19 protein-coding genes are annotated in these 22,907 nt (G+C 64.7%); 11 read left to right on the forward strand and 8 right to left on the reverse strand.

Features of this window, described 5'->3' with window-relative positions; translation table 11 throughout:
* Position 1: 1 nt before the first annotated feature.
* The 5 genes from AC5QPF_RS09380 to AC5QPF_RS09400 all read right to left on the reverse strand — a co-directional run bounded on the left by AC5QPF_RS09380 (position 2) and on the right by AC5QPF_RS09400 (position 5,042).
* Positions 2-1,228 (reverse strand): hypothetical protein, encoded by a 1,227-nt coding sequence (locus AC5QPF_RS09380; protein ID WP_494962951.1) that lies wholly within the window; start codon positions 1,226-1,228, stop codon positions 2-4.
* The gene (locus AC5QPF_RS09385; RefSeq protein ID WP_494962952.1) at positions 1,228-2,358 is read right to left on the reverse strand and encodes a hypothetical protein; all 1,131 of its coding nucleotides are present in this window, start codon (positions 2,356-2,358) and stop codon (positions 1,228-1,230) included. The genes AC5QPF_RS09380 and AC5QPF_RS09385 overlap by 1 nt, the downstream gene beginning before the upstream one ends.
* 73 nt (positions 2,359-2,431) lie before the next feature.
* On the reverse strand, positions 2,432-3,106 hold the full coding sequence (locus tag AC5QPF_RS09390) for an SDR family NAD(P)-dependent oxidoreductase (RefSeq protein ID WP_494964146.1): 675 nt from the start codon (positions 3,104-3,106) through the stop codon (positions 2,432-2,434).
* Between the two features lie 329 nt (positions 3,107-3,435).
* Positions 3,436-3,984, reverse strand: coding sequence for a cytochrome b/b6 domain-containing protein (locus AC5QPF_RS09395; RefSeq protein ID WP_494962953.1), 549 nt, complete (start codon positions 3,982-3,984; stop codon positions 3,436-3,438).
* Positions 3,985-4,088: 104 nt separating this feature from the next.
* A complete protein-coding gene (locus tag AC5QPF_RS09400; protein WP_494962954.1) occupies positions 4,089-5,042 on the reverse strand; it encodes a DUF1853 family protein in 954 nt (317 codons plus the stop codon).
* Positions 5,043-5,143: 101 nt separating this feature from the next.
* Here AC5QPF_RS09400 and AC5QPF_RS09405 point away from each other — a divergent pair, with 101 nt between their 5' ends.
* The 11 genes from AC5QPF_RS09405 to AC5QPF_RS09455 all read left to right on the forward strand — a co-directional run bounded on the left by AC5QPF_RS09405 (position 5,144) and on the right by AC5QPF_RS09455 (position 17,126).
* Positions 5,144-6,034, forward strand: coding sequence for an NAD(+) kinase (locus AC5QPF_RS09405; protein WP_330077717.1), 891 nt, complete (start codon positions 5,144-5,146; stop codon positions 6,032-6,034).
* Positions 6,034-7,005, forward strand: coding sequence for a metallophosphoesterase (locus AC5QPF_RS09410; protein ID WP_494962955.1), 972 nt, complete (start codon positions 6,034-6,036; stop codon positions 7,003-7,005). The genes AC5QPF_RS09405 and AC5QPF_RS09410 overlap by 1 nt, the downstream gene beginning before the upstream one ends.
* The gene (locus tag AC5QPF_RS09415; protein WP_494962956.1) at positions 7,002-7,871 is read left to right on the forward strand and encodes a rhomboid family intramembrane serine protease; all 870 of its coding nucleotides are present in this window, start codon (positions 7,002-7,004) and stop codon (positions 7,869-7,871) included. The genes AC5QPF_RS09410 and AC5QPF_RS09415 overlap by 4 nt, the downstream gene beginning before the upstream one ends.
* A gap of 13 nt (positions 7,872-7,884) precedes the next feature.
* Positions 7,885-8,145 carry a YeaC family protein gene (locus AC5QPF_RS09420; protein WP_330077720.1) on the forward strand — a complete coding sequence of 87 codons (261 nt, stop codon included), beginning with the start codon at positions 7,885-7,887 and terminating at the stop codon, positions 8,143-8,145.
* Positions 8,142-8,972 carry a DUF2797 domain-containing protein gene (locus AC5QPF_RS09425; protein WP_494962957.1) on the forward strand — a complete coding sequence of 277 codons (831 nt, stop codon included), beginning with the start codon at positions 8,142-8,144 and terminating at the stop codon, positions 8,970-8,972. Before AC5QPF_RS09420 ends, AC5QPF_RS09425 begins: the two co-directional genes overlap by 4 nt.
* Before the next feature lie 12 nt (positions 8,973-8,984).
* Positions 8,985-11,642, forward strand: a complete 2,658-nt coding sequence (gene pepN, locus AC5QPF_RS09430; RefSeq protein WP_494962958.1) for an aminopeptidase N — start codon at positions 8,985-8,987, stop codon at positions 11,640-11,642.
* 370 nt (positions 11,643-12,012) lie between these two features.
* Positions 12,013-12,984 (forward strand): YCF48-related protein, encoded by a 972-nt coding sequence (locus tag AC5QPF_RS09435; protein ID WP_494964147.1) that lies wholly within the window; start codon positions 12,013-12,015, stop codon positions 12,982-12,984.
* A 20-nt stretch (positions 12,985-13,004) separates the two neighbouring features.
* A complete protein-coding gene (locus tag AC5QPF_RS09440; RefSeq protein ID WP_494962959.1) occupies positions 13,005-15,380 on the forward strand; it encodes an MMPL family transporter in 2,376 nt (791 codons plus the stop codon).
* 98 nt (positions 15,381-15,478) lie between these two features.
* A complete protein-coding gene (locus tag AC5QPF_RS09445; RefSeq protein WP_494962960.1) occupies positions 15,479-15,772 on the forward strand; it encodes a DUF5629 family protein in 294 nt (97 codons plus the stop codon).
* A complete protein-coding gene (locus AC5QPF_RS09450; RefSeq protein ID WP_494962961.1) occupies positions 15,741-16,829 on the forward strand; it encodes a beta-propeller fold lactonase family protein in 1,089 nt (362 codons plus the stop codon). Before AC5QPF_RS09445 ends, AC5QPF_RS09450 begins: the two co-directional genes overlap by 32 nt.
* Before the next feature lie 117 nt (positions 16,830-16,946).
* Complete coding sequence (locus AC5QPF_RS09455; protein WP_494962962.1) at positions 16,947-17,126, forward strand: hypothetical protein; 180 nt, start codon at positions 16,947-16,949, stop codon at positions 17,124-17,126.
* Between the two features lie 110 nt (positions 17,127-17,236).
* On the opposite strand, the gene AC5QPF_RS09460 is transcribed toward AC5QPF_RS09455, so the two are convergent.
* The 3 genes from AC5QPF_RS09460 to AC5QPF_RS09470 are packed head-to-tail and all read right to left on the reverse strand — an operon-like array spanning position 17,237 to position 22,706.
* Positions 17,237-17,824, reverse strand: coding sequence for a glutathione S-transferase N-terminal domain-containing protein (locus tag AC5QPF_RS09460; RefSeq protein WP_494962963.1), 588 nt, complete (start codon positions 17,822-17,824; stop codon positions 17,237-17,239).
* The gene (locus AC5QPF_RS09465) at positions 17,821-21,468 is read right to left on the reverse strand and encodes an AAA family ATPase (RefSeq protein ID WP_494962964.1); all 3,648 of its coding nucleotides are present in this window, start codon (positions 21,466-21,468) and stop codon (positions 17,821-17,823) included. The genes AC5QPF_RS09460 and AC5QPF_RS09465 overlap by 4 nt, the downstream gene beginning before the upstream one ends.
* Complete coding sequence (locus AC5QPF_RS09470; RefSeq protein WP_494962965.1) at positions 21,465-22,706, reverse strand: exonuclease SbcCD subunit D C-terminal domain-containing protein; 1,242 nt, start codon at positions 22,704-22,706, stop codon at positions 21,465-21,467. Before AC5QPF_RS09470 ends, AC5QPF_RS09465 begins: the two co-directional genes overlap by 4 nt.
* Positions 22,707-22,907 lie beyond the last annotated feature (201 nt).

Below are 22,907 nucleotides of genomic sequence, written 5' to 3' on the forward strand. Positions count from 1 at the left end.
ATCAGGCTCCTTGAGAATCGGCGAGTGGGTACAGCGTGTCGTTCAGGTCGTCGGCAGTGGTTTGCAGCGGCCCGAAGGGCTCGCGAACGCCACGGCACATGTGGTCACGGATCAGGTACAGCCCGGCCATGAAGCCCCAGACTTCGAGGAAGGGGCCGTAGCTGGAGGGCTGCTGCTCGATGCTGGCGCGGTAGTTGGCGATATGCCGGTAATGCACGTTGGGACGGCGGTGATGCGCGTCGTGGTTGGGCAGGTCCTGGGGGTACACGTAGAGGCGCACCGGCACGTCCAGCAACAGGCCCTTGAGCAGCCACGTGGCCCAGGCAACCAGACCGCCGCGGGGTGGCTTGCGGCCCTGGAAGCGGCCCCAGGTCAGGCGTCCGTAATGCGGCTTGTCGCCCCGTCCGGCTTCGCGCTGGTAGAACCACAGGTGCTCGGTGAACAGTTGCAGCCACATCGAGTGCTCGAACAGCACGGCCCGCGGGATCACGTAGATCAGGCCGAACGCCGCCAGGCAGTCGGTAGCCCACAGCAGGGCCAGCAGGGCGCCCCAGAACACCAGGCGGAAGCGCACTTCGTCCCGTGGTGGCCGCACGAAGCAGTCGTTCAGCGTCGCCCGCCACTGGCGCAGCAGGTAGGCCGGGCGGAACGGCGTGCTGATCACCCGCCACCAGTAGGTCGGTTCCGGCATGCCCGGGTGGAAGCCCTGCGCTTCGATGAAGCACTGGTCCGGGTCGATGTCGGTGCACAACACGTGAATGTTGTGGTGCTCGCGCACATGGCTCTGGTTGTAGGTGTCCCAGTCCTGGTACAGCAGCGGCGTGGTCAGGAAGAAACGGGCGTAACGCTGGGCCCGCGCCTTGTCCTTGAGCACCGCACCATGGGTCAGGTAGTGGAAGGTCGCCTGCATGCTGCGCAGGCGGTTGACCATCAGCACCCAGGCGGCCAGTACCAGCAGCACCGACAGCAGCGGATGGAAGGCACCGTCCAGCACCGCCTTGCCGAGCAGCACCAGGCCGATCATGGTTGCCCAGGTGATTGCCAGGTGAGCCCGCAGGAAGGACTCGCCGGTGCGCTCCATCCGTGCCTTCAGGGCGTCGGCATCCTGCACCTGGCCCTTGCCGGTCAGCCAGGTCCACAGCGGCTGGAATGGCAGGTGGGCGTAGCTGGCGCGGACGTTGCCCTGTGGGCCGTACTGGCAATAGTGAGTGGTTTCTCGCTGGCTCATCAGTACACCCGCGTCAGGTAAAGGACAGGGATGTCGCTGTACAACCAGTAGAACGGCTGCATGCGGTTATGGTCGGCACCGATGACGATGGGGTTGCGCCATTGCCCGGCGAACACCTGGCCGATGGCCGCGTACTCCGCGCCCTGGGCGTAGAGGATGCGCATCAGTTCCTCGTTGCTGCGGTTCTGGTGCCAGGCCTGGTACAGCGGCAGCCGGGCGTTGAAGATCGCCGCGTAGTCGAGGTCGCTTTCAACGATGCAGCCGTTGTCGCGGTTGGCCAGGCGCTCTTCGGCGTCTGCGGTCATTGCCCGCCATTGCGCTTCGCCGCCGGCGGCCTCGGCGATCATGATCGACTCGGTCTGCGGGCCGAGGATGTCGAGCATCTTGGCCTGGCTGATGCGCAGCTTGCGGGCGAAGCCTTCACGGGTTTCCTTGAGACGGTTGAGGGTCGACTCGTCGAAGCCTTCGAAGTCGCCGCCACCGATGGCGATGCGCGCGTCGATGCCGTGCTTGCGCAGGACCGCCTGCAGGTCGGGCAGGGTCTTGACCACGCGGCTGGCCACCAGGCCGATGCCTTCGCCGAGGTGGTCGAAGGTGTAGCGCAGCCGGCCGTTCTTGCTTTCGTAGCCGTAGTCCGGGCACACCGGCGAGACCAGGGTGATGGTTTCGCCGGCCAGGCCCTTGGCCAGGGTTTCGGCGAAGCGGGCCATGAAGTGCGGCGCCGAGCTGGTGAACGACAGACGCTCGAAGGCGCGCTCCAGGTCCACCACCAGGGCGTCCGGCAGAACTGTCATGGCCGGGTAGCGCACCTTCAGTGCCGGGGTGGTGACGGTATTGTCGTTGACCGCGCACAACAACAGGTTCAACAACGATGGACGACTCTGGTTGATATAAGGCTTGTCGAGGATCAGCGTCTTCTTGCCTTCGCTATTGCGCACTTGCCATTGAAAGCCGGGGAACTTCGACTGGATGAAACGATAGAACGGCATATAACGCGGCAAACCGGTCTTTTCATCATCATCCCGTTGGAAGCGGGAATACACCGCCGACAACCGGGAAACTTCCTCTTCGATGCACAGTGCCTTTACCAGGTCGGCCGGTGGTTGTTGCGACAGGGAAATCGGCGACAACACACGCTTGCTGATCAACTTATGGGTAAGTTTGTTTCTGACGTAATACTTCGCGAGAGATTGGCTCATGGAATCACCGATACGAAAGTTCCTGGTCAGCAGGCACAAGTTCAATAAGGTTGATATTCACGTGTTCCGGTTGCTGCAGGGCCCAGAGCACCGCGCGGGCGACATCCTCTGGCTCCAGCGGGGTCAGGCTGCTGTACACGCGGTCGGCCTTTTCCTGGTCGCCGGCGCACTGCACCAGGGCGAACTCGGTGCGCGTCTTGCCGGGCGCAATGCTGGTCAGGCGCACCCGGCGGCCCACCAGTTCGGTGCGCAGGCAGCGTCCGAAGTGATCGACGAAGGCCTTCGAGGCGGCGTACACATGCCCGCCCTGGTAGTGCACATGGGCCCCGATCGAGGTCAGGTTGACCACGTGGCCATGACCGCTGGCGATCAGTTTCGGCAGTACTGCACGGGTCACGTTGATCAGGCCGTGGATATTGGTGTCGAGCATGGTGGATATCTGCTCGTCGCTGACATCCAGCAAAGTTCCCTGGCCTTGCAACAGTCCGGCGCCATTCACGAGTTTGCTGATGGCAGCGAATTCGTCGGGCAGATCATTCAACTTCTTGTTCAGCTCAAGACTGTCGCGAACATCACAGTCCAGTGCATGAAAACGTCCGTGGAATTCATCGGCCAATTGATCAAGCCGTTCTTTCCGACGTCCGATTCCAATAACTTTGCATCCCTGCTCGATGAGCATTCGGGCACAAGCGAGCCCGATGCCAGACGTCACTCCGGTGACGACGACCGTTTCATCAGTTTTCAATTGCTGCTCCTTTTTATTGCACGCTCAGGTGGGGTGTTTCGCAGTGACAGAAGCGTCCGTGCCTGATGAACACGTGCAGATTAGGAACAGCGGCGGGGGATGTACCGGTACAGCGGCAGCGGGTGGCCGCCAAACTGTCTGGTCGCGAGACCATGACAGTTGAGGGGAGGGGGCGGGGGATGAATCGTGGGGACAGAACGCGGACCCTGTGGGAGGGGGGTAAACCCGCCCACACAGTCCCTGCTAAATCATTGGGAGGTGTTTCAGTCGTTGCCCGGAAGCATGCGCCGTAGGGTGTTGTCCTTGCGTACATAGTGGTGGTACAGGCCGGCCACGGCATGCAGGCCGATCAGCCAGTAACCGAGGGTGGCGCCCCATTCATGCCAGCCCTTGACCGTGCGGGCCAGGTCCTTGTCCGGCTGGACCAGCGCCGGCAGGTCGAAGCCGTAGAAGGGGATGGGTTTGTCGGCGGCGCTGAGGATGGTCCAACCGGCCAGGGGCAGGCCGATCATCAGGGCGTACAGCAGCCAGTGGACCAGATGCGACAGGCCGGTCTGCCAGGCGGGCGGCGCCGGCACGATGCGCGGGGTTGGCCGGGTCACCTTGAGGAACAGACGCAGCCAGACCAGCAGGAAGACGGTCAGGCCGAGCATGAAGTGCAGGGTTTTCATCAATTCCCGCTCGGGGCTGTCCTTGGGGAACAGGCCGCGAAATTCGATGCAGGCGTATACAGCCGCCAGCAGCACCAGCATCAGCCAGTGCAGGGCCACGGACAGAGTGCCGTAGCGCTCCCGGGTATTGGTCAGGCTCATTGAACATTCCTCTTCAGGTCAGGGATTGCGCTCTTGGTGGCGCTGTCTTCAACTCTAAACCATCCGGGTTTGGGGTGCCTTGATGTGGATCCCCAGAACCGCGCCTACAAGGTCAGCGCAGGCAGGTCAGGCCAATGGTCCGAAACCAGGAACGCTCGCTCCGCCTCATGCCAATCCCCATCCGCGCCGGGTATCAGGCGCACCATCAACTGCGCCTGGGCGTGGGGATCGAGGGCGGCGATCCAGTCACGCAGATGCTGCGCCGTCCACACCTCGTCCGCCGCCACCCGCGCCGGCCCGAGCCAGAACTGGCGCGGCAGCAACTGCCAGCTCCCGGCATCACTGGCGGCATGGAACGCGGCCCAGTCGCGCTGGTACAGCCAGCGTCCGCGTTGGTGCTCGGCATGCACGCCATCGGGCGACTCGGGAGGGACAGCCCACGGATAAAACAGATAGCCACCCAGCCACAGTCGCGCCTCGACCCGATCCAGACCCAGGCCTGCCAAGGCCTCGCGGCTTTCCGGGCGGCTGGAAATGGGTAACTGGTGCGCCGCCAGATGCGCCAGCTTGCGGTCCAGCCGGTCATGGCAACCGGGGCCGAGCCAGTGCGCCGGGTCGTGGCCGTCGCCCGCGTCGGGACCGAGGTAGAGCTTGATCGCCAATTCCAGGTGATGCACGCCGTCGCGGTCGCGCAGCACCATGTCCAGCTCGCCCAGCGTGTGTCCGCCCTGGCGTATTGGCAGGTTGGCGGCCAGCAGTTCGACGCCGGGTGCCTGCTGCAATGCGAATTGCCACAGCCGTTCGTAGTACAGGCCCAGGCGTCGGCTGGCCGAGCGCGCCAACCAGTCCAGCAACGGTGCAGGATTGCGGTCAAGGCACAGCAGCCAGTCGCGCAACTGTCCCGGATTCTCGACCCAGCCGCTGGCACTCAGCGGGTGGCGCTGCGGCCACGGTGCCCCAGCCAGCAGCGGTGGCGACAGCAGGGCCCAGGCCAGATCACGCACCGTGGGCTGGCGCAGATGACGGGGCAGGGCATGGAGGGCGGCGAGCGGATTCATCCAGCGAGCATAGCCCCGTTTGCCGCCAGCCGGGGCACTGGCCCATAATCGGCGTTCGTAACCGTGCTTTTCCTATGTAGCAGAGCCTTAGCAGGAGCCCCATGGAGCAATTTCGCAATATCGGTATCATCGGCCGCCTCGGCAGCTCACAGGTACTCGATACCATCCGCCGACTGAAAAAATTCCTGCTGGAACGGCACCTGCACGTCATTCTCGAAGACACCATTGCCGAAGTCCTGCCCGGCCACGGCCTGCAAACCTCCTCGCGCAAGCTGCTGGGCGAGGTCTGCGATCTGGTCATCGTGGTCGGCGGCGACGGCAGCCTGCTCGGCGCCGCCCGTGCCCTGGCCCGGCACAACATCCCGGTACTCGGGATCAACCGCGGCAGCCTGGGCTTCCTCACCGATATCCGACCCGACGAACTGGAAGTGAAGGTCGCCGAAGTCCTCGACGGCCACTACCTGGTGGAAAACCGCTTCCTGCTCCAGGCCGAAGTGCGCCGCCACGGCGAGGCCATCGGCCAGGGCGATGCCCTTAACGACGTGGTCCTGCACCCGGGCAAGTCGACGCGGATGATCGAGTTCGAGATCTACATCGACGGCCAGTTCGTCTGCAGCCAGAAGGCCGACGGCCTGATCGTCGCCACCCCGACCGGCTCCACCGCCTACGCACTGTCCGCTGGCGGGCCGATCATGCACCCCAAGCTGGACGCCATCGTCATCGTGCCGATGTATCCGCACACCCTGTCCGGGCGGCCGATCGTGGTCGACGGCAACAGCGAACTGAAGATCGTCGTGTCCCAGGACATGACCATCTACCCGCAGGTCTCCTGTGACGGTCAGAACCACTTCACCTGCGCGCCCGGCGACACCATCACGGTGAACAAGAAGCCGCAGAAGCTGCGCCTGATCCATCCGCTGGACCACAACTACTACGAGGTCTGCCGGACCAAGCTCGGCTGGGGCAGCCGCCTGGGTGGTGGAGGCGACTGATGCTCGATCCCGCGCGCAGTTTCGACCTGATCGGCGATGTCCACGGCTGTGCCCACACCCTCGAGCGGTTGCTCGACGCCCTCGGCTACAAGCGCCGGGGCGGGGTGTGGCGACATGCCCAGCGCCAGGCCTTGTTCCTCGGCGATATCATCGACCGCGGCCCGCGCATTCGCGAGGCCCTGCATATCGTCCATGACATGGTCGAGGCCGGTCAGGCCCATTGCATCATGGGCAACCATGAATACAACGCTCTCGGCTGGACCACCCCGGCGCCGGCCGGCAGCGGCAAGACCTTCGTCCGCGAGCACACCCCGCGTCATGCCCGGCTGATCGACGAGACCCTGACCCAATTCGCCGATCACCCCGGCGACTGGCACGACTTCCTCGGCTGGTTCTACCAGTTGCCGCTGTTCGTCGATGCCGGGCGCTTCCGCCTGGTCCACGCCTGCTGGGATGGCCGGGTGATCGACACCCTGCGCCAGCAGTACCCGCAGGGCCTGATCGACGAAGCCTTCGTTCGCGCCTCGGCGCAGCCGGACACCTTCGCCCACCTGGCTTGCAACCGCCTGCTGCGCGGCACCGACATGCGCCTGCCGGACGGCCTCACCCTGACCGGTGGCGACGGCCTGACCCGGGCCTTCTTCCGCACCAAGTTCTGGGAGGAAGACCCGCAGACCTACGGCGATATCGTGTTCCAGCCCGATGCCCTGCCGGCCGAGGTGGCCAGCGCGCCGCTGAGCCACAGCCAGAAAAACGCCTTGCTGCGCTATGCCGAGGACGAGCCGATGCTCTTCGTCGGGCACTACTGGCGCAGTGGCAAGCCGGCGCCGATCCGCGCCAACCTGGCCTGCCTGGACTACAGTGCAGTGCTTTACGGCAAGCTGGTGGCCTACCGGCTCGACGATGAAACCCGGATCGACCCGCGCAAGTTCGTCTGGGTCGACGTGGAACGGCCGGAGGCCAGTCAATGAATGTGGTTGAAATCCTGCGCCTGCCACTGGACGCCGACTTGAGCGGTTTCGTCCAGTTGCTGCGGCGCCTTCAGGTGCCGCACCGGGTCACCGAGGAACAGGGCACGCAGGTGCTCTGGGTCGAGGAATCGCGGGCCGAGCAGACACTGCGTTTGTATCAGCTGCACCCTCAGGGCGATATCGACCCCGAGCTGCTGCCAGCGCCAGAGCCGGTGCCGCAGCGCCCCGGCGTCGCCGAGCAACTGCGCGCCAGCAAGGCTACTGCGGCGGTGCTCCTGCTGTGCCTGGTGGTGGCCGGCCTGACCGGGTTCGGCGACAACGTCGAAACCCTGCGCTGGCTGACCTTCCTCGATTTTCATGTGAAGGGCGACTACGTCTATTTCACCCCGCTGGAGGTCAGCCTGCAGGCCGGCCAATGGTGGCGGCTGATCAGCCCGATGCTGGTGCATTTCGGCATCCTCCACCTGGCCATGAATGGCCTCTGGTACTGGGAACTGGGCCGGCGTATCGAAGGACGTCAGGGCGCATTCAGCCTGCTCGGGCTGACCCTGGTGATTGGCGTGGCATCCAACGCCGCGCAATACCTGTTCGGTGGGCCGAGCCTGTTCGGCGGCCTGTCCGGCGTACTGTACGGACTGCTCGGGCATGTCTGGCTGTACCAGTGGCTGGCGCCCAGCCCGCTGTACCGCATGCCAAAGGGTGTGCTGGTGATGATGCTGGTGTGGTTGCTGCTGTGCCTGTCCGGACTGGTCAGCCTGCTCGGCTTCGGCCAGATCGCCAACGCCGCCCATGTCGGCGGGTTGTTGGTCGGATGCCTGAGCGGACTCTTGGGCGGGGCGCTGGCCCGGCGTAAACTGACGGCTTGATTTGGGAGACGCTATGTCCACTTTTGCGCAAATGATCGAAAACATCACCCCGGAAATCTACGAGAGCCTGAAGCTGGCCGTGGAAATCGGCAAATGGGCTGACGGGCGCAAGCTCACCAGCGAGCAGCGCGAACTGTCCCTGCAGGCGGTGATCGCCTGGGAAATGCAGAACCTGCCCGAGGATCAGCGCACCGGCTACATGGGCCCGCAGGAATGCGCCTCGAAGTCCATCACCGTGCCGAACATCCTGTTCAAGTCGGATGCGATCCATTGATCGAAGTCGGCCGTGGTTCCATTCGCAAGATGGCCGCGCGTCTCGAGACGCCGGTCGTGCAATACGCCTTCCGCCTGGATGAGGTCGAAGTCCCGGTCAACCCGATGATCGGCCAGACCGTGCGCCTCGAATACCTGGGCGCCATCCACTGCAGTCATTGCGGCAAGCGCACCAAGACCAGCTTCAGCCAGGGTTACTGCTACCCGTGCATGACCAGGCTGGCCCAGTGCGACGTCTGCATCATGAGTCCCGAACGCTGCCATTACGACGCTGGCACCTGCCGCGAGCCGTCCTGGGGCGAGCAGTTCTGCATGACCGACCACGTGGTCTACCTGGCCAACTCGTCGGGGATCAAGGTTGGCATCACCCGCGCCAGTCAGTTGCCCACCCGCTGGCTCGACCAGGGCGCGAGCCAGGCCCTGCCGATCCTGCGGGTCGCCACCCGGCAGCAGTCCGGGCTGGTGGAAGACCTGCTGCGCAGCCAGGTCGCCGACCGCACCAACTGGCGCGCGCTGCTCAAGGGCGACGCCGAGCCGGTGGACCTGATTGCCGTGCGTGATCAACTGTTCGACAGTTGCGGCGACGGCATCCGTGGCCTGCAGGAGCGCTTCGGCCTGCAGGCGATCCAGCCGCTCACCGATGGCCAGCCCCTGGAGATCCGCTATCCGGTCGAGGCTTATCCAGGCAAGATCGTCAGTTTCAACCTGGACAAGAACCCGGTGGCCGAGGGCACGCTGCTCGGCATCAAGGGCCAGTACCTGATCTTCGATACCGGCGTGATCAACATTCGCAAGTACACGGCTTATCAACTGGCCGTGCATCAGTAAAAGGACCGCCACATGCGCACCGAACAGCCGCAAGTGATCTACCTCAAGGACTATCAGGCCCCCGAGTACCTGATCGACGAAACCCACCTGACCTTCGAGCTGTTCGAGGACCACACCCTGGTCCACGCCCAGTTGGTAATGCGCCGCAACCCGGCGCGCGGTGCCGGCCTGCCGCCGCTGATGCTGGATGGCCAGCAGCTCGAGCTGCTGAGCGTCGCTCTCGACGACCAGGCCCTGAGCGCCGGCGAGTACCAGCTCGGCGACAGCCACCTGACCTTGCAGCCGACCGCCGCGCAGTTCACCGTCGACACCAGCGTGCGCATCCACCCGGAAAGCAACACCGCGCTGGAAGGCCTGTACAAGTCCAGCGGCATGTTCTGCACCCAGTGCGAGGCCGAAGGCTTCCGCAAGATCACCTACTACCTCGACCGCCCGGACGTGATGAGTGCGTTCACCACCACCGTGATCGCCGAACAGCACCGCTACCCGGTCCTGCTCTCCAACGGCAACCCGGTGGGCAGCGGCCCGCAGGAAGACGGTCGGCACTGGGCGACCTGGGAAGACCCGTTCAAGAAGCCGGCCTACCTGTTCGCCCTGGTGGCCGGCGACCTGTGGTGCGTCGAAGACACATTCACCCGCCAGTCGGGCCGTGACGTGACCCTGCGTATCTATGTCGAGCCGGAAAACATCGACAAATGCCAGCACGCCATGAACAGCCTGAAGAAGTCCATGCGCTGGGACGAAGAGGTGTACGGTCGCGAGTACGACCTGGACATCTTCATGATCGTCGCGGTCAACGACTTCAACATGGGCGCCATGGAAAACAAGGGCCTGAACATCTTCAACTCCAGTTGCGTGCTGGCCCGCGCCGAAACCGCTACCGACGCCGCGCACCAGCGGGTCGAGGCGGTGGTGGCCCACGAGTACTTCCACAACTGGTCGGGCAACCGCGTGACCTGCCGCGACTGGTTCCAGCTCTCGCTCAAGGAAGGCTTCACCGTGTTCCGCGACGCCGAGTTCAGCGCCGACATGAACTCGCGCACGGTCAAGCGCATCGAGGACGTGGCCTACCTGCGTACCCACCAGTTCGCCGAGGATGCCGGCCCGATGGCCCACGCCGTGCGTCCGGACAGCTTCATCGAGATCTCCAACTTCTACACCCTGACCGTGTACGAGAAGGGTTCGGAAGTAGTGCGCATGGTCCGCACCCTGCTGGGCACCGAAGGCTTCCGTAAGGGCAGCGACCTGTACTTCGAGCGTCACGACGGCCAGGCGGTGACCTGCGACGACTTCATCAAGGCCATGGAAGACGCCAACGGTGTCGACCTGACCCAGTTCAAGCGCTGGTACAGCCAGGCCGGTACGCCGCGTCTCGCGGTCAGCGAGGCCTATGACGCCGCCACGCAGACCTACAGCCTGACCTTCCGCCAGAACTGCCCGCAAACCCCGGACAAGGTGGAGAAGAAGCCGTTCGTGATCCCGGTGGAACTGGGCCTGCTGGATGCCCGGGGCAACGACCTGCCGCTGCGCCTGCAGGGCGAGGCCGCCGCCAATGGCACCTCCCGCGTGCTGTCGGTGACCGAGGCCGAGCAGACCTTTACCTTCGTCGATATCGCCGCCAGGCCGCTGCCGTCGCTGCTGCGCGGCTTCAGCGCGCCGGTCAAGCTGTCGTTCCCTTACGACCGTGACCAGCTGATGTTCCTCATGCAGCACGACAGCGATGGTTTCAATCGCTGGGAAGCCGGCCAGCAACTGTCGGTACAGGTGCTTCAGGAACTGATCGGCCAGCACCAGAAGGGCGAGCCACTGGTGCTGGACCAGCGTCTGGTCACCGCCCTGGGCAGTGTGCTGGGCAATGACAGCCTGGATCAGGCCATGGTCGCCGAGATGCTTTCGCTGCCGAGCGAGGCCTACCTCACCGAGATCAGCGAAGTCGCCGATGTCGATGCCATCCACGCCGCCCGCGAGTTCGCCCGCCAGCAACTGGCCGCGCAACTGTTCGATGGCCTGTGGGCGCGCTACCAGGCCAACCGCAGCATGTCGCGGCAGACCGCCTACGTGGCCGAGGCCGAGCATTTCGCCCGGCGTGGCCTGCAGAACATCGTGCTGTCGTACCTGATGCTCAGCGGCAAGCCTGAAGTCCTCGAAGCGACCCTGGAGCAGTACGACGCCTGCGACAACATGACCGAGCGCCTGACGGCCCTGGCCGTGCTGGTCAACTCGTCGTTCGAGGCCGAGCGGGCCAAGGCACTGGCGGCGTTCGCCGAGCACTTCAAGGACAACCCGCTGGTCATGGACCAGTGGTTCAGCGTCCAGGCCGGCAGCACCCTGCCGGGCGGGCTGGCGCGGGTGCGCGAGCTGATGACCCATCCGGCGTTCACCATGAAGAACCCGAACAAGGTGCGCGCGCTGATCGGTGCCTTCGCCGGGCAGAACCTGATCAACTTCCATGCGGCGGATGGTTCGGGTTATCGCTTCCTGGCGGATATCGTCATCGAACTGAATGCGCTGAACCCGCAGATCGCCTCGCGGCAACTGGCGCCGCTGACCCGCTGGCGCAAGTATGACGACAAGCGTCAGGCGTTGATGAAAGGCGAGCTGCAGCGGATCCGGGATTCCGGGTCGCTGTCCAGCGATGTGTTCGAGGTGGTGAGCAAGAGCCTCGCCTGAGGTGAGAGAAGGCCGCGAAAGCGGCCTTTTTCTTTTGTTGTCAGTGAGAGCCTCATCGCGGGCAACGCCCGCTCCCACAGGGTTTTATGTCTTGCCAGGATCTTGTGGCTGACCGAGAACCTTGTGGGAGCGGGCGTTGCCCGCGATGAGGCCCTCAGCAACACCATCAATCTCCCGATAACAAAAGATAACGTCCCGTTCGTTGTCAGCCCTTCGCAAACCCCGATAGGATGGCCATCAGCTATTGCAGGGCTCTGGAATAAGCTTTTCGCAGTACCTGCAGATGGATTGACCCACATAACAATAATCGGGGGACAGATCTGTGACCGGACCTCTAACACTGGCGGCCAGCGCGGCATTGCTGCTGGCGATGGGCCTTTGGACCAACAGCATCGAAGCAGCCACGGCGACGACGGCACCTGAAACCGAAGTCTGGTCGACCCTCTCGACCAAGGCCGACAAGGGCCTGCTGCTCGACGTGACTCACGCCGGTGCACGCTTGGTCATGGTCGGCGAACGCGGCCATATCCTCTTCTCCGACGACCAGGGCAAGACCTGGACCCAGGCCAAGGTCCCGACCCGACAACTGCTCACCGCCGTCACCTTCGTCGACGACAAGCACGGCTGGGCCGTCGGCCACGATGCGCAGATACTCGCCAGCAGCGACGGCGGCGCCACCTGGACCAAGCAGTTCGAAGACCTCTCCCGCGAAGCACCGCTGCTCGATGTCTGGTTCGACAACCCGCAGCACGGCCTGGCCATCGGCGCCTATGGGGCCATGCTCGAAACCACCGATGGCGGCCAGCACTGGCAGGACGTCGGCGACCGCCTCGACAACCCCGACCAGTTGCACCTCAACGGCATCACCCGGGTCAAGGACGCCGGCCTGTTCATCGTCGGCGAGCAGGGAACCTTGTACCGCTCCAGCGACGACGGCCAGACCTGGCAGAAGCTCGACAGCCCCTACGAGGGCTCGTTCTTCGGTGTGATCGGCACCGCCAAACCCCAGACCCTGCTGGCCTACGGCCTGCGCGGCAACCTCTACCGCTCCACCGACTTTGGCGACACCTGGCAGCAGGTCAATCTTCAGGCTGCCCGCGGTCCGCTCGAATTTGGCCTGTCAAACGCTACGCTTCTCGATGATGGCAGTCTGGTACTGGTGGGTAACGGCGGCACCGTCCTGCACAGCAGCGACGACGGCGTGACCTTCAGCGTCTTCAACCGGGCCGACCGCCTGGCACTGGCTGGAGCCAGTGGCCTGTCCGACGGCAACCTGATCCTGGTGGGGCAGGGCGGCGCGCACTTCGCCGCCACCACCGGTGCCGAGAGGGCGCAACCATGACAGCTCGGGAGCAGTTCAGCATGAATCAACACCATCAGGACAAGCCCACCACCCTGGAGCGCCTGATCTTCAACAACCGCCCGGCAGTGATCGCCATCTGCCTGCTGGTCAGCGTGTTCCTGTTCTGGCAGGCCACCCTGATCCGTCCTTCCACCAGCTTCGAGAAGATGATCCCGCTGGAGCATCCGTTCATCCAGAACATGCTCGAACACCGCAACGACCTGGCCAACCTCGGCAACACCGTGCGCATCTCGGTGGAAGCGGTCAACGGCGACATCTTCGACAAGGACTACATGGAGACGCTGCGGCAGATCCATGACGAGGTCTTCTACATTCCCGGGGTCGACCGTTCCGCGCTGAAGTCGCTGTGGAGCCCGGCGGTACGCTGGACCGAGGTGACCGAGGAAGGTTTCTCCGGCGGCGAGGTGATCCCCAACACCTACAACGGCTCCCAGGACAGCCTCGACGCCCTGCGCAACAACGTGCTCAAGTCTGGACAGATCGGTCGCCTGGTGGCGAACAACTTCAAGTCGAGCATCGTCGACGTACCGCTGCTGGAGTCCTACCCGGACCCGCAGGACCCGGGCAAGCAGGTCAAGCTGGACTACCAGCAGTTCTCCCACCAGCTGGAGGAGAAGATCCGCGACAAGTACCAGGCGCAGAACCCCAACGTGAAGATCCATATCGTCGGCTTCGCCAAGAAGGTCGGCGACCTGATCGACGGCCTGATGATGGTAGTGGGCTTCTTCGGCATCGCCTTCGTCATCACCTGGATCCTGCTGTACTGGTTCACCTGGTGCATCCGCAGCACGGTGGCGGTATTGATCACCACCCTGGTGGCGGTGGTCTGGCAACTGGGGCTGATGCATGTGGTCGGCTTCGGCATCGACCCGTACTCGATGCTGGTGCCGTTCCTGATCTTCGCCATCGGTATTTCCCACGGCGTGCAGAAGATCAACGGCATCGCCTTGCAATCCAGTGACGCCGACAACGCGCTGACGGCGGCACGGCGCACCTTCCGCCAGCTGTTCCTGCCGGGGATGATCGCCATCCTCGCCGACGCCGTGGGTTTCATCACCCTGTTGATCATCGATATCGGGGTGATCCGCGAGCTGGCCATCGGCGCCTCCATCGGTGTGGCGGTAATCGTCTTCACTAACCTGATCCTGTTGCCGGTCGCCATTTCCTATGTCGGCATCAGCAAGAAAGCCATCGAGCGCAGCAAGCGCGACGCCACCTGCGAGCATCCGTTCTGGCGCCTGCTGTCGAACTTCGCCAGCGCCAAGGTGGCTCCGGTGTCCGTCGTCCTGGCCCTGCTGGCCTTCGGCGGCGGCCTCTGGTACAGCCAGAACCTGAAGATCGGCGACCTCGACCAGGGCGCGCCGGAGCTGCGTCCGGACTCGCGCTACAACAACGACAACGCCTTCATCATCGACAACTACTCCACCAGTTCCGACGTGCTGGTGGTGATGGTCAAGACCCCCACCGAAGGCTGCTCGGCCTACGACACCATGGCGCCCATCGACGAACTGATGTGGACCATGCAGAACACGCCGGGCGTGCAATCGGCGATTTCCCTGGTGACCGTGTCCAAGCAGATGATCAAGGGCATGAACGAGGGCAACCTGAAATGGGAAAGCCTGTCGCGCAACCCTGAAGTGCTGAACACCTCGGTGTCCCGTGCCGACGGCCTGTACAATGCCGACTGCTCGCTGGCGCCGGTGCTGGTGTTCCTCAACGACCACAAGGCCGAGACCCTCGACGGGGTGGTCAAGGCGGTCAAGACCTTCGCCGACAGCCACAACCGCGACGGCCTGGAGTTCCTCCTGGCGGCGGGCAACGCCGGTATCGAGGCGGCGACCAACGACGTGATCAAGTCGGCCGAGCTGACCATCCTGATCCTGGTCTACATCTGCGTGGCGGTGATGTGCATGATCACTTTCCGCTCCTTCGCCGCGACCCTGTGCATCGTTCTGCCGCTGGTGCTGACCTCGGTGCTGGGCAACGCCCTCATGGCGTTCATGGGCATCGGCGTCAAGGTCGCCACCTTGCCGGTGGTGGCCCTTGGCGTGGGTATCGGCGTCGACTACGGTATCTACATCTACAGCCGCCTGGAAAGCTTCCTGCGCGCTGGCCTGCCGTTGCAGGAGGCTTACTACGAGACCCTGCGCTCCACCGGCAAGGCCGTGCTGTTCACCGGCCTGTGCCTGGCTATCGGCGTGTGCACCTGGATCTTCTCGGCCATCAAGTTCCAGGCCGACATGGGCCTGATGCTGACCTTCATGCTCCTGTGGAACATGTTCGGTGCCCTGTGGCTGCTGCCGGCACTGGCGCGCTTCCTGATCAAACCGGAGAAGCTCGCCGGGCAGAAGGGCAACTCGATCTTCGCCCATTGATCCTGGGCTGAACCCAACGCGGGCCTGACGTCACAACGTCAGGCCCGCGTTGCTTTTGGGCTATCATTGCGCCTTTCCCTGACCATGGCAGTTCCCCGATGACCACCCTTTCCCACGCCCTGCAAACCTGCGACATGCTGCTGATCGACGGCCTGCACGCCTTCGACTTCGTCTTCGATGACAGCGGCCTGCGCCTCGAATGCATGGACGGTCGCGCCCTCAAGCGCTGGGCCTTCACCCCCGTGCAGATCGAGGCGGCCCGTGCCGAGGGCGGCGACTGGCTGATCGCCGGTGATAGCGGCGAGCACCGCCTGGTGTGCATGAGCGCGTTGCGGGCGTCGGAAGAGGATGAAGACGACGATGAAAGCGCTGTTGAGCCTGCTGATCGCTAGTGCCATGAGCCTGACCGCGCAAGGCCACGAACTGCTGGTGGGTGGCTATACCGACAGCCTCTACCGTTATCGCTTTAGCGATGGGCACATCGAGGCGCAGCCGTTGCAGGTGGTGGCGACGAGCAATGCATCGTGGCTGACCCTGTCGGCCCGCCAGGTGTATGCAGTCAACGAGCAGGCGCCGGGGCGGGTGTCGGCGTTCAGCCTGGATCGGCAGCACGGGTTGCGGGCGCTAAACCAGGTAAGCAGTGACGGTGCCGAGCCGACCCACAGCAGCCTGAGCCATGACGGGCGTTTCCTGTTCGTCGCCAACTACGGTGGCTCCAATGCCGAGGGCGGCAATCTGGCCGTGCTTCCGGTGTTGGCGGACGGGCGTCTGGGCGAGCCGGTGCAACAGGCGCGGCATGCTGCGAGCAAGGTCGATGCCGGGCGCCAGGCCACGCCGCATGTGCATTCCATGGTTTCTTCGCCGGATGGGCGCTATGTATTCGCCAGCGATCTCGGTGCCGACCGGGTCTTCGCCTATCGCTACGATGGCAACAAGCCCCAGCCCCTGGACTTCTTCGGCTCGGTAGCGCTGCCGCCGGGTAGCGGGCCGCGGCACCTGCTGTTCAGCGCCGATGGCCGGCATGCCTGGCTGACCCTGGAAATGCGCGGGGCGGTGGCGGTGTTCGATTGCCAGGACGGGCGCCTGACCCTGCGCGACACGGTCTCCCTGACCGACAGCCGCGATCCAGGGGCCAGGGCGGCGGGTGCGCTGCATGCCTCGGCGGACGGGCGCTTCCTGTATGCCAGCAACCGGGGGACGGCCAACGAGCTGGTGGTGTTCGCCATCGATCCAGTCGATGGCGGGTTGAAAACGGTTCAGCGGCGTTCGGTGGAAGGCGATCATCCACGGGAATTCGCTCTCGATCCTGCCCAGGGCTTCGTGCTGGTGGCTAACCAGAAAAGCAACGAAATCGTGGTGATCCGCCGCGATCGTGACAGCGGCAGGCTGGGCGAGGTGGTGCAGCGATTTCACCAGGCCGCCCCTTCGGATCTGAAGTTCATCGACTGACTATCGATGGCCTCGATAGTCGTTACTGGTGCAATGAATTTTTCCCGGTGGCGGCAGCGGCGTAGTTTTGAACCAAGCCAGACGGCTCTTCAACTCCACGTTTTCGAGGCCAGACCGATGAACTTCAATCTCTTCCCTGTGATCGCCGCATCTGCCATTTCCGCTTCCGTGGTGCAGGCTGCCAATGCCCATGTCGAGCTGAGCGAGCGCAAGGCCGCCACGCCGAGCTACACCACCGAATACCTGCGTCAGAGTGCCAATTTCTATGCGGCGCTGGATCACAAGGTCAACCACTGATTCCGAGTTGAACACGGACCTGTGGGAGCGGGTTCACCCGCGATGACGTCGGTGAATTCACTACCGCAATCGCGGGTAAACCCTCTCCCACAGGGTTCGCGTAAAGCCCGCTAGGGCTGCTTGGCCATGATTGCCTTGAACAGTTCCGATTCCAGCCAGCCCTGCAGCCAGGCCCTAAGCTTGGGATAGGGTGCCTCGGCGAACCACTGCGGTTCGACCCCGGCGAACTGGCGGATAAACGGCATCAAGGCGGCATCGGCCAGGGTCGGATGCTCGGCCAGCAGGTAACGCTGTTCGCCGAGCCGCCGTTCCAGATCCGCCAGGATCACTTCCGCCTGCTGCCGATAATGCTCCCGCGACTGCTCCGGATACCGCTCGGCATACTTGTAGTGGTTCAGGTGCACCTTGAACTCACCGTCATTGCGCGCGATCAGTTCGTCGATCCGCGGATCGCCCCCCAGCAGCCAGTCCTGTGGATCGTTCTGTTCCAGGGCCCAGCGCATGATCTCCAGGCTTTCCTCCAGCACCCGGCCCTCGACACTGAGCACCGGCACCGTGCCCTTGGGCGACAACGCCAGCATCTTTGCCGGCTTGGCCTTCAGGCTGACCTCCTCGATCTGCACCGCGATCCCCGCATAGCGCACGGCCAGCCGCGCGCGCATGGCGTACGGACAGCGGCGGAAGGAGTAGAGGATCATCCATTCACCTCCAGGGTACTCAGGCCATTGCCTTGGCGCCGCACCTGGATCTGCACGCCGATCCGCTCATGCATTTCCTGCACGTGGGAAATCACCCCGACCTTGCGCCCCTGGGCCTGCAAGCCGTCGAGGGCGTCCATGGCCAGTTGCAGCGACTCCGGATCGAGGCTGCCGAAGCCTTCGTCGATGAACAGCGATTCGATACGCAGGGTGCTCGACGCCATGGACGCCAGGCCCAGGGCCAGGGCCAGGGACACCAGGAAGGTCTCGCCGCCGGACAGCGAATGCACCGAGCGCAGTTCGTCGCCCATCTCGGTGTCCAGCACCAGCAGGCCGAGCTGGCTGCCGCCGCGCTTCAGGCGGTAGCGCTTCACCAGCTGGCGCAACTGGTGGTTGGCGTGGTGCACCAGCAGGTCGAGGTTGTAGCCCTGGGCGATCTTGCGGAAGGTGTCGCCGCTGGCGGAGCCGATCAGGTCGTTGAGGCGACCCCAGCGCAGCATGTCTTCCCGTGCCGCGCCGATGCGTTCGGCGAGGCTCTGGCTCGCTTGCTGGCGGCGCTGGTCCTCGGCCTGTTGGGCACGCAGTTCGGCGCACTGGTGTTCTTGCTGCTCAAGCTGCTGCTGGCTGGCGAGCAGGGCCTGCTGCAGTTCGTCGAGGGAGCGTTCGCTGAGGTTCAGCGCCTGATGCTGCTGCACCCGCTCGTCACGCTCCTGGACCCGCACACCGGCCTGTTCCACGGCCTTTTCCGCCGTTTGCAGGCGCTGGCGCAACTGCGCGACCTGCTCGTCGTCCATGCCCAGCAGGGCATCCAGGCCCTGTTCGTCCAGTTCCGGATGGGCTTCGCGCCATTGTGCGATGGCCGCATCCAGTTGCTGGCGCTCCTGGTCGAGGGCCTGGTGCTGGCCTTCCCGTGCTTTCAGCTCGCTGGCCAGGGCGGCTGCTTCGGTGCGGGTTTCCTGCAATTGCTGATTGCTCGTGGCTTCGGCGGTGCGGGCTTGTTCCACGGCCTGTTCCAGTTGCTGCTGCCAGTGATCGGCATCGCGGTGCTCGCCGATCAGTTCGGCCAGGCCAGTGCGGGCCTGTTGCTGCTGGGCTTCGAGGGCGGCGAGCTGCTGTTGCAGCTTGTCCAGCTCGCGCTGGTGCTCCTGCTGTTTGGCGGCGGCGCTGTCGCGCTGCTTGAGACGTTCCGCCAGTTCTTCCTGCTCGTCCTTCTGCTGGTCGAGCAGTTGCTTGCGCGCGCCCAGGCGTTGGTCGAGGTCGAGGAAGGTGGGCGCCGGGTCATCTTTCAGCGCGCTGAAGATGTCCGCCGGCAGCAGGCTTTCGAACGGTGCCAGGTCCTGCTGCAGGCGCTGTTCGTCGGCATTCAGGCTATCCAGCTGCTGGTTCAGTTGCTGGGTGGCTTGCTGGCTCGACTCGTTGGCCTGCTGCAGCTCACGCTGCAGGCGCGCGGCGTCCTGTTGCAGGGTGAGCAGGGCGGTCTGGCGCTGTTCGTCGCGGGCGATATCGTCGTTGAGCCGGCGCAGTTGCAGGTCGAGCCATTTGCTGCGGGCAGCGGCGTCGTGTTCGGCCAGCTGTGGATAAAGTGCATGGCCTTCCAGTTCCGGGGCCAGGGCCTGGCGCTGGGCGTTCAGTTGTTCCTGCTGGTGCTGGTATTCCTTGAGCTGGCCCTTGACGCTGCCGAGCTGCGAGCGCAGCTCGTCGAGCTTCTGGTTCAGTTCATCGACGGCGCGCTGGGCGTTGGCTTCCTCGTCCTGGTCGTGACGGGCGAGGTTTTCCAGCAGCGCTTCCGGCTGGTGATACGGATGATCCAGGCTGCCGCAGACCGGGCAGGGCTGCTCGTCCTGCAACTGCGCGCGCAGTTCCTCGACGCTGGCGCTGCGGGCCAGGCGCTGGCGTTCCAGCAGTTGACGGGTCAGGGTCAGGGCCTGTTCGGCGGCGATCTTGTCCTGCTTGCCTTGCAGGCCGGCGGCCATCAGTTCGCTGTGTTGCTGCTGGGCGGCTTGCTGGCGTTCGCCGAGGGCGTGCAGGCGCTGCTCGACGTCCTGCTGGCGGCTCCAGGCCTGGGCCAGGGACTCGAAGCCGCGTTGCAGCTTGCGGTTGTCTTGCAGCAGGGTGCCCAGCAGGCCGATCTGCTCGGCAAGAGCCTGGGGTTCGGCCGCGGCTTCCTTGAACAGCAGCTCAAGCGAATTGCGCAGTTCGGCGCACTGGCGGGCCTGGGTTTCGGCGCGCTGTTGCAGGGCCGGCAACTCTTCGCGGCCCTTGGCGAGGCGATTGGCGGTGAGCATCACCTGTTGCAGTTGGCCGCGATAGGCGGTCCAGGAATCGCCCAGGTCGGCCAGTCCGGCGCTTTGTTCCAGTTGCGCGGCGATGGTCGCCAAGGACTGTTCGTGGCGTTGCTGGTGTTCAATCAGCGTCGCTAGCTGGCTCTGGCTGTCCGCATGGGCCTGCCGTGCCTGCTGGCTGGCTTCGTGGTCGCGGTTCAGGTCCTGTTCCAGGCGTACCAGGTTGTTCTGGATGATGAAGGCTTCCCGCAGGCGCGGGGCGTTGTCGTTCTGCTGTTCACGGGCGCTGGCCAGGGCCTCGCGGGACGTGGCCAGCGCCTGTTCCAGTTGAACCTGGCGCTCGCCCAGCTCGACCTGCTGCCGACGCTGCTGCTCCAGCGCGCTGGCCAGCGGCGTGAGCTGGTTGAGCACGTCCTGGCGGCGGGCGAACTGGTGCCGCTGTGGGGCCAGCTGTTCCAGGCGGGTCAGGTTCAGGCGTTCGCCGGCCAGTTGCTCCCACTCCTGGCGGGCACTGGCGAGGGCGTCGGCGGCGCTGCGCTGCTGGTCCTGCAGGGCCAGCAGTTCGTTGCTCCAGTTGCGCTGCTGTTCGAACTGGCGCTGCCTTGCCTGTTCGTCCTTGAGTTGCTGCTGGGCACCGGCGAGGCGCTGGTCGAGGTCGGTGCGGGCCTCCTCGGACATCGGCAGCACGCCGCTGGCTTCCAGCTCCAGGGCCTTGTGCGCCTCGAAGGCTTCCCGCGCCTTGATGAAGGCGCGTCGGCCCAGCTGGCTGTAGATCGCCGTGTTGGTGAGCTTTTCCAGCAGCTCGCTGCGTTCCTTGTCGTCGGCCTTGAGGAAGGCGCTGAACTCGCTCTGGGCCAGCATCACCGCACGGGTGAACTGGGCGAAGTTGAGGCCCAGGCGCGCTTCGATCAGTTGTTCGTACTCGCGCTTGCTCTGGTTGCTCAGCAGTTGCTGGCTGTCCAGGTCGTGCAGGCTTTGGCGGCTGCCCTGCAGCTTGCCGTTGGCCTTGTCGCGGGCACGGTTGGTTTCCCAGCGGGCGCGGTAGCGGTGGCCGTCGATGCCGACGAAGTCCACCTCGGCATAGGCACTGCCGGTGCCACGACGGAGCAGGGTGCGCGGGTCGTTGGTGAGGATTTCACCGTCACCGTCGGGCACTTTGGTCTCGCGGCCGATAGTGTCCAGTCGCGGCACGGTGCCGAACAGCGCCAGGCACAGGGCGTCCAGCAGGGTGCTCTTGCCGGCGCCGGTAGGGCCGGTGATGGCGAACAGGCCGGCGCTGGCCAGCGGTTCGGCAGTGAAATCGACCTCGAAGGGGCCCGCCAGGGAGGCGAGGTTCTTTAGGCGGATGGCGAGGATCTTCATGCTGGTTCCTCTTCTTGCTGCACGTCCTGCAGGAGCAGGGCGAAGTCCGCCAGGGTGCGTTCGTCGGCGACGCTGCCGTAGGCCTGTTCCCAGGCGCGGGCGAAGAGGTCTTCGGGGCGCAACTGGCTGAGTTCCATCAGGCGCTCGTCGTCATCGCCCTCGGCACCGGCGCGTCCGGCGTATTCGGCGGCGATGCGCACCAGGCGCACGGCCTTGCCCTGCAGGGCGGCCTCGATCTGCTGGCGCAGGTCGGGCTGGGGTTCGTCCAGTTGCACGCGCACTTCCAGCCAGGGCTGGCGCTGCTCGTCTTCGAGCAGGTCCGGTTCGGGCAGGTCGGTGAGCTGGGCGAGGACCTCGACCAGCGGCGCCGGGCCGACCCGTTGCAGGGCAACGGCCCGCGGTATGCGGCGGCTTTCCACGCTGACCAGGCTGGAGCCCTTGAACTCGACTTCGAGAATCTGGTGCGGATAGTTGATTTCCGAGAACGACAGCGGGATCGGCGAGCCGCAGTAGCGGATGCGTTCCTCGCCGTTGACCTTCTGCGGCTTGTGCAGGTGGCCGAGGGCGACATAGCCGATCTCGCTGCCGAACAGGCTGGCCGGCAGGGCCTCGGCGTTGCCGATGATCAGGCTGCGTTCGGAGTCCTCGGACACCGAGCCGCCGGCCATGTGCGCGTGGCTGACGGCGATCAGTGCCTGCTTTGGCCCGCGTTTGGCCAGGGCCGCGGCGATGAGTTTCTCGTGGACCTGGGCGATGCCGCGCAGGTAGTCGTCGCCGAGCGCGGCGCCGGTGACTTCCGCCGGGCGCAGGAAGGGCAGGGCCAGGCACCAGCCGTGGACCTTGCCCTTGGCGTTGGCCAGCGGTACCAGCAGGCGCTCGGCGTCCAGCTCGCCGTCGTCCAGCCACTGCACGCGGCCGAGGGCGTGGGTGCGCAGGCGGCGCATCAGGGCGGCGGGCAGTTCGATGCGCGAGCCGGAGTCGTGGTTGCCGGCGATCATCACGATGGTCAGGCCGGGTTGCTGCTCGTGGGCCTGGACGATGAAGTCGTAGAGGCGTTCCTGGGCTTTCACCGGAGGGTTCACGGTGTCGAATATATCCCCGGCGATCAGCAGGGCATCGGGTTGGCGCAGCTTCAGCTGGCCGAGCAGCCAGTCGAGGAAGCAGGCATGTTCGAAATCGCGCTCCTGGCCGTGCAGGGTTTGCCCCAGATGCCAGTCGGAGGTGTGAAACAGACGCATGGGTAGTCCCGGGGTGTGATCTGGGCGAGAGATAAAGCCGGGTATGGTACCTGAATGTGGGATTGGTCAGGTTTTTAGGTAGGACTTGAGGCCCTCATCGCGGGCAACGCCCGCTCCCACAAGGATTTTTGCCAACCACATCATCTGTGTACGACGCGGACCCTGTGGGAGCGGGCGTTGCCCGCGATGAGGCCATCAGCC

The sequence above is a fragment of the Pseudomonas sp. Con_6 genome, assembly GCF_059379395.1.

Coding starts and splice junctions, on each gene's coding strand:
- AC5QPF_RS09400 (WP_494962954.1), bottom strand. CDS start 5,042: ATGAATCCGCTCGCCGCCCTCCATGCCCTGCCCCGTCATCTGCGCCAG.
- AC5QPF_RS09455 (WP_494962962.1), top strand. CDS start 16,947: ATGAACTTCAATCTCTTCCCTGTGATCGCCGCATCTGCCATTTCCGCT.
- AC5QPF_RS09405 (WP_330077717.1), top strand. CDS start 5,144: ATGGAGCAATTTCGCAATATCGGTATCATCGGCCGCCTCGGCAGCTCA.
- AC5QPF_RS09415 (WP_494962956.1), top strand. CDS start 7,002: ATGAATGTGGTTGAAATCCTGCGCCTGCCACTGGACGCCGACTTGAGC.
- AC5QPF_RS09390 (WP_494964146.1), bottom strand. CDS start 3,106: ATGCTCATCGAGCAGGGATGCAAAGTTATTGGAATCGGACGTCGGAAA.
- AC5QPF_RS09450 (WP_494962961.1), top strand. CDS start 15,741: ATGAAAGCGCTGTTGAGCCTGCTGATCGCTAGTGCCATGAGCCTGACC.
- AC5QPF_RS09440 (WP_494962959.1), top strand. CDS start 13,005: ATGAATCAACACCATCAGGACAAGCCCACCACCCTGGAGCGCCTGATC.
- AC5QPF_RS09460 (WP_494962963.1), bottom strand. CDS start 17,824: ATGATCCTCTACTCCTTCCGCCGCTGTCCGTACGCCATGCGCGCGCGG.
- AC5QPF_RS09395 (WP_494962953.1), bottom strand. CDS start 3,984: ATGAGCCTGACCAATACCCGGGAGCGCTACGGCACTCTGTCCGTGGCC.
- AC5QPF_RS09435 (WP_494964147.1), top strand. CDS start 12,013: ATGGGCCTTTGGACCAACAGCATCGAAGCAGCCACGGCGACGACGGCA.
- AC5QPF_RS09445 (WP_494962960.1), top strand. CDS start 15,479: ATGACCACCCTTTCCCACGCCCTGCAAACCTGCGACATGCTGCTGATC.
- pepN (WP_494962958.1), top strand. CDS start 8,985: ATGCGCACCGAACAGCCGCAAGTGATCTACCTCAAGGACTATCAGGCC.
- AC5QPF_RS09380 (WP_494962951.1), bottom strand. CDS start 1,228: ATGAGCCAGCGAGAAACCACTCACTATTGCCAGTACGGCCCACAGGGC.
- AC5QPF_RS09470 (WP_494962965.1), bottom strand. CDS start 22,706: ATGCGTCTGTTTCACACCTCCGACTGGCATCTGGGGCAAACCCTGCAC.
- AC5QPF_RS09410 (WP_494962955.1), top strand. CDS start 6,034: ATGCTCGATCCCGCGCGCAGTTTCGACCTGATCGGCGATGTCCACGGC.
- AC5QPF_RS09420 (WP_330077720.1), top strand. CDS start 7,885: ATGTCCACTTTTGCGCAAATGATCGAAAACATCACCCCGGAAATCTAC.
- AC5QPF_RS09465 (WP_494962964.1), bottom strand. CDS start 21,468: ATGAAGATCCTCGCCATCCGCCTAAAGAACCTCGCCTCCCTGGCGGGC.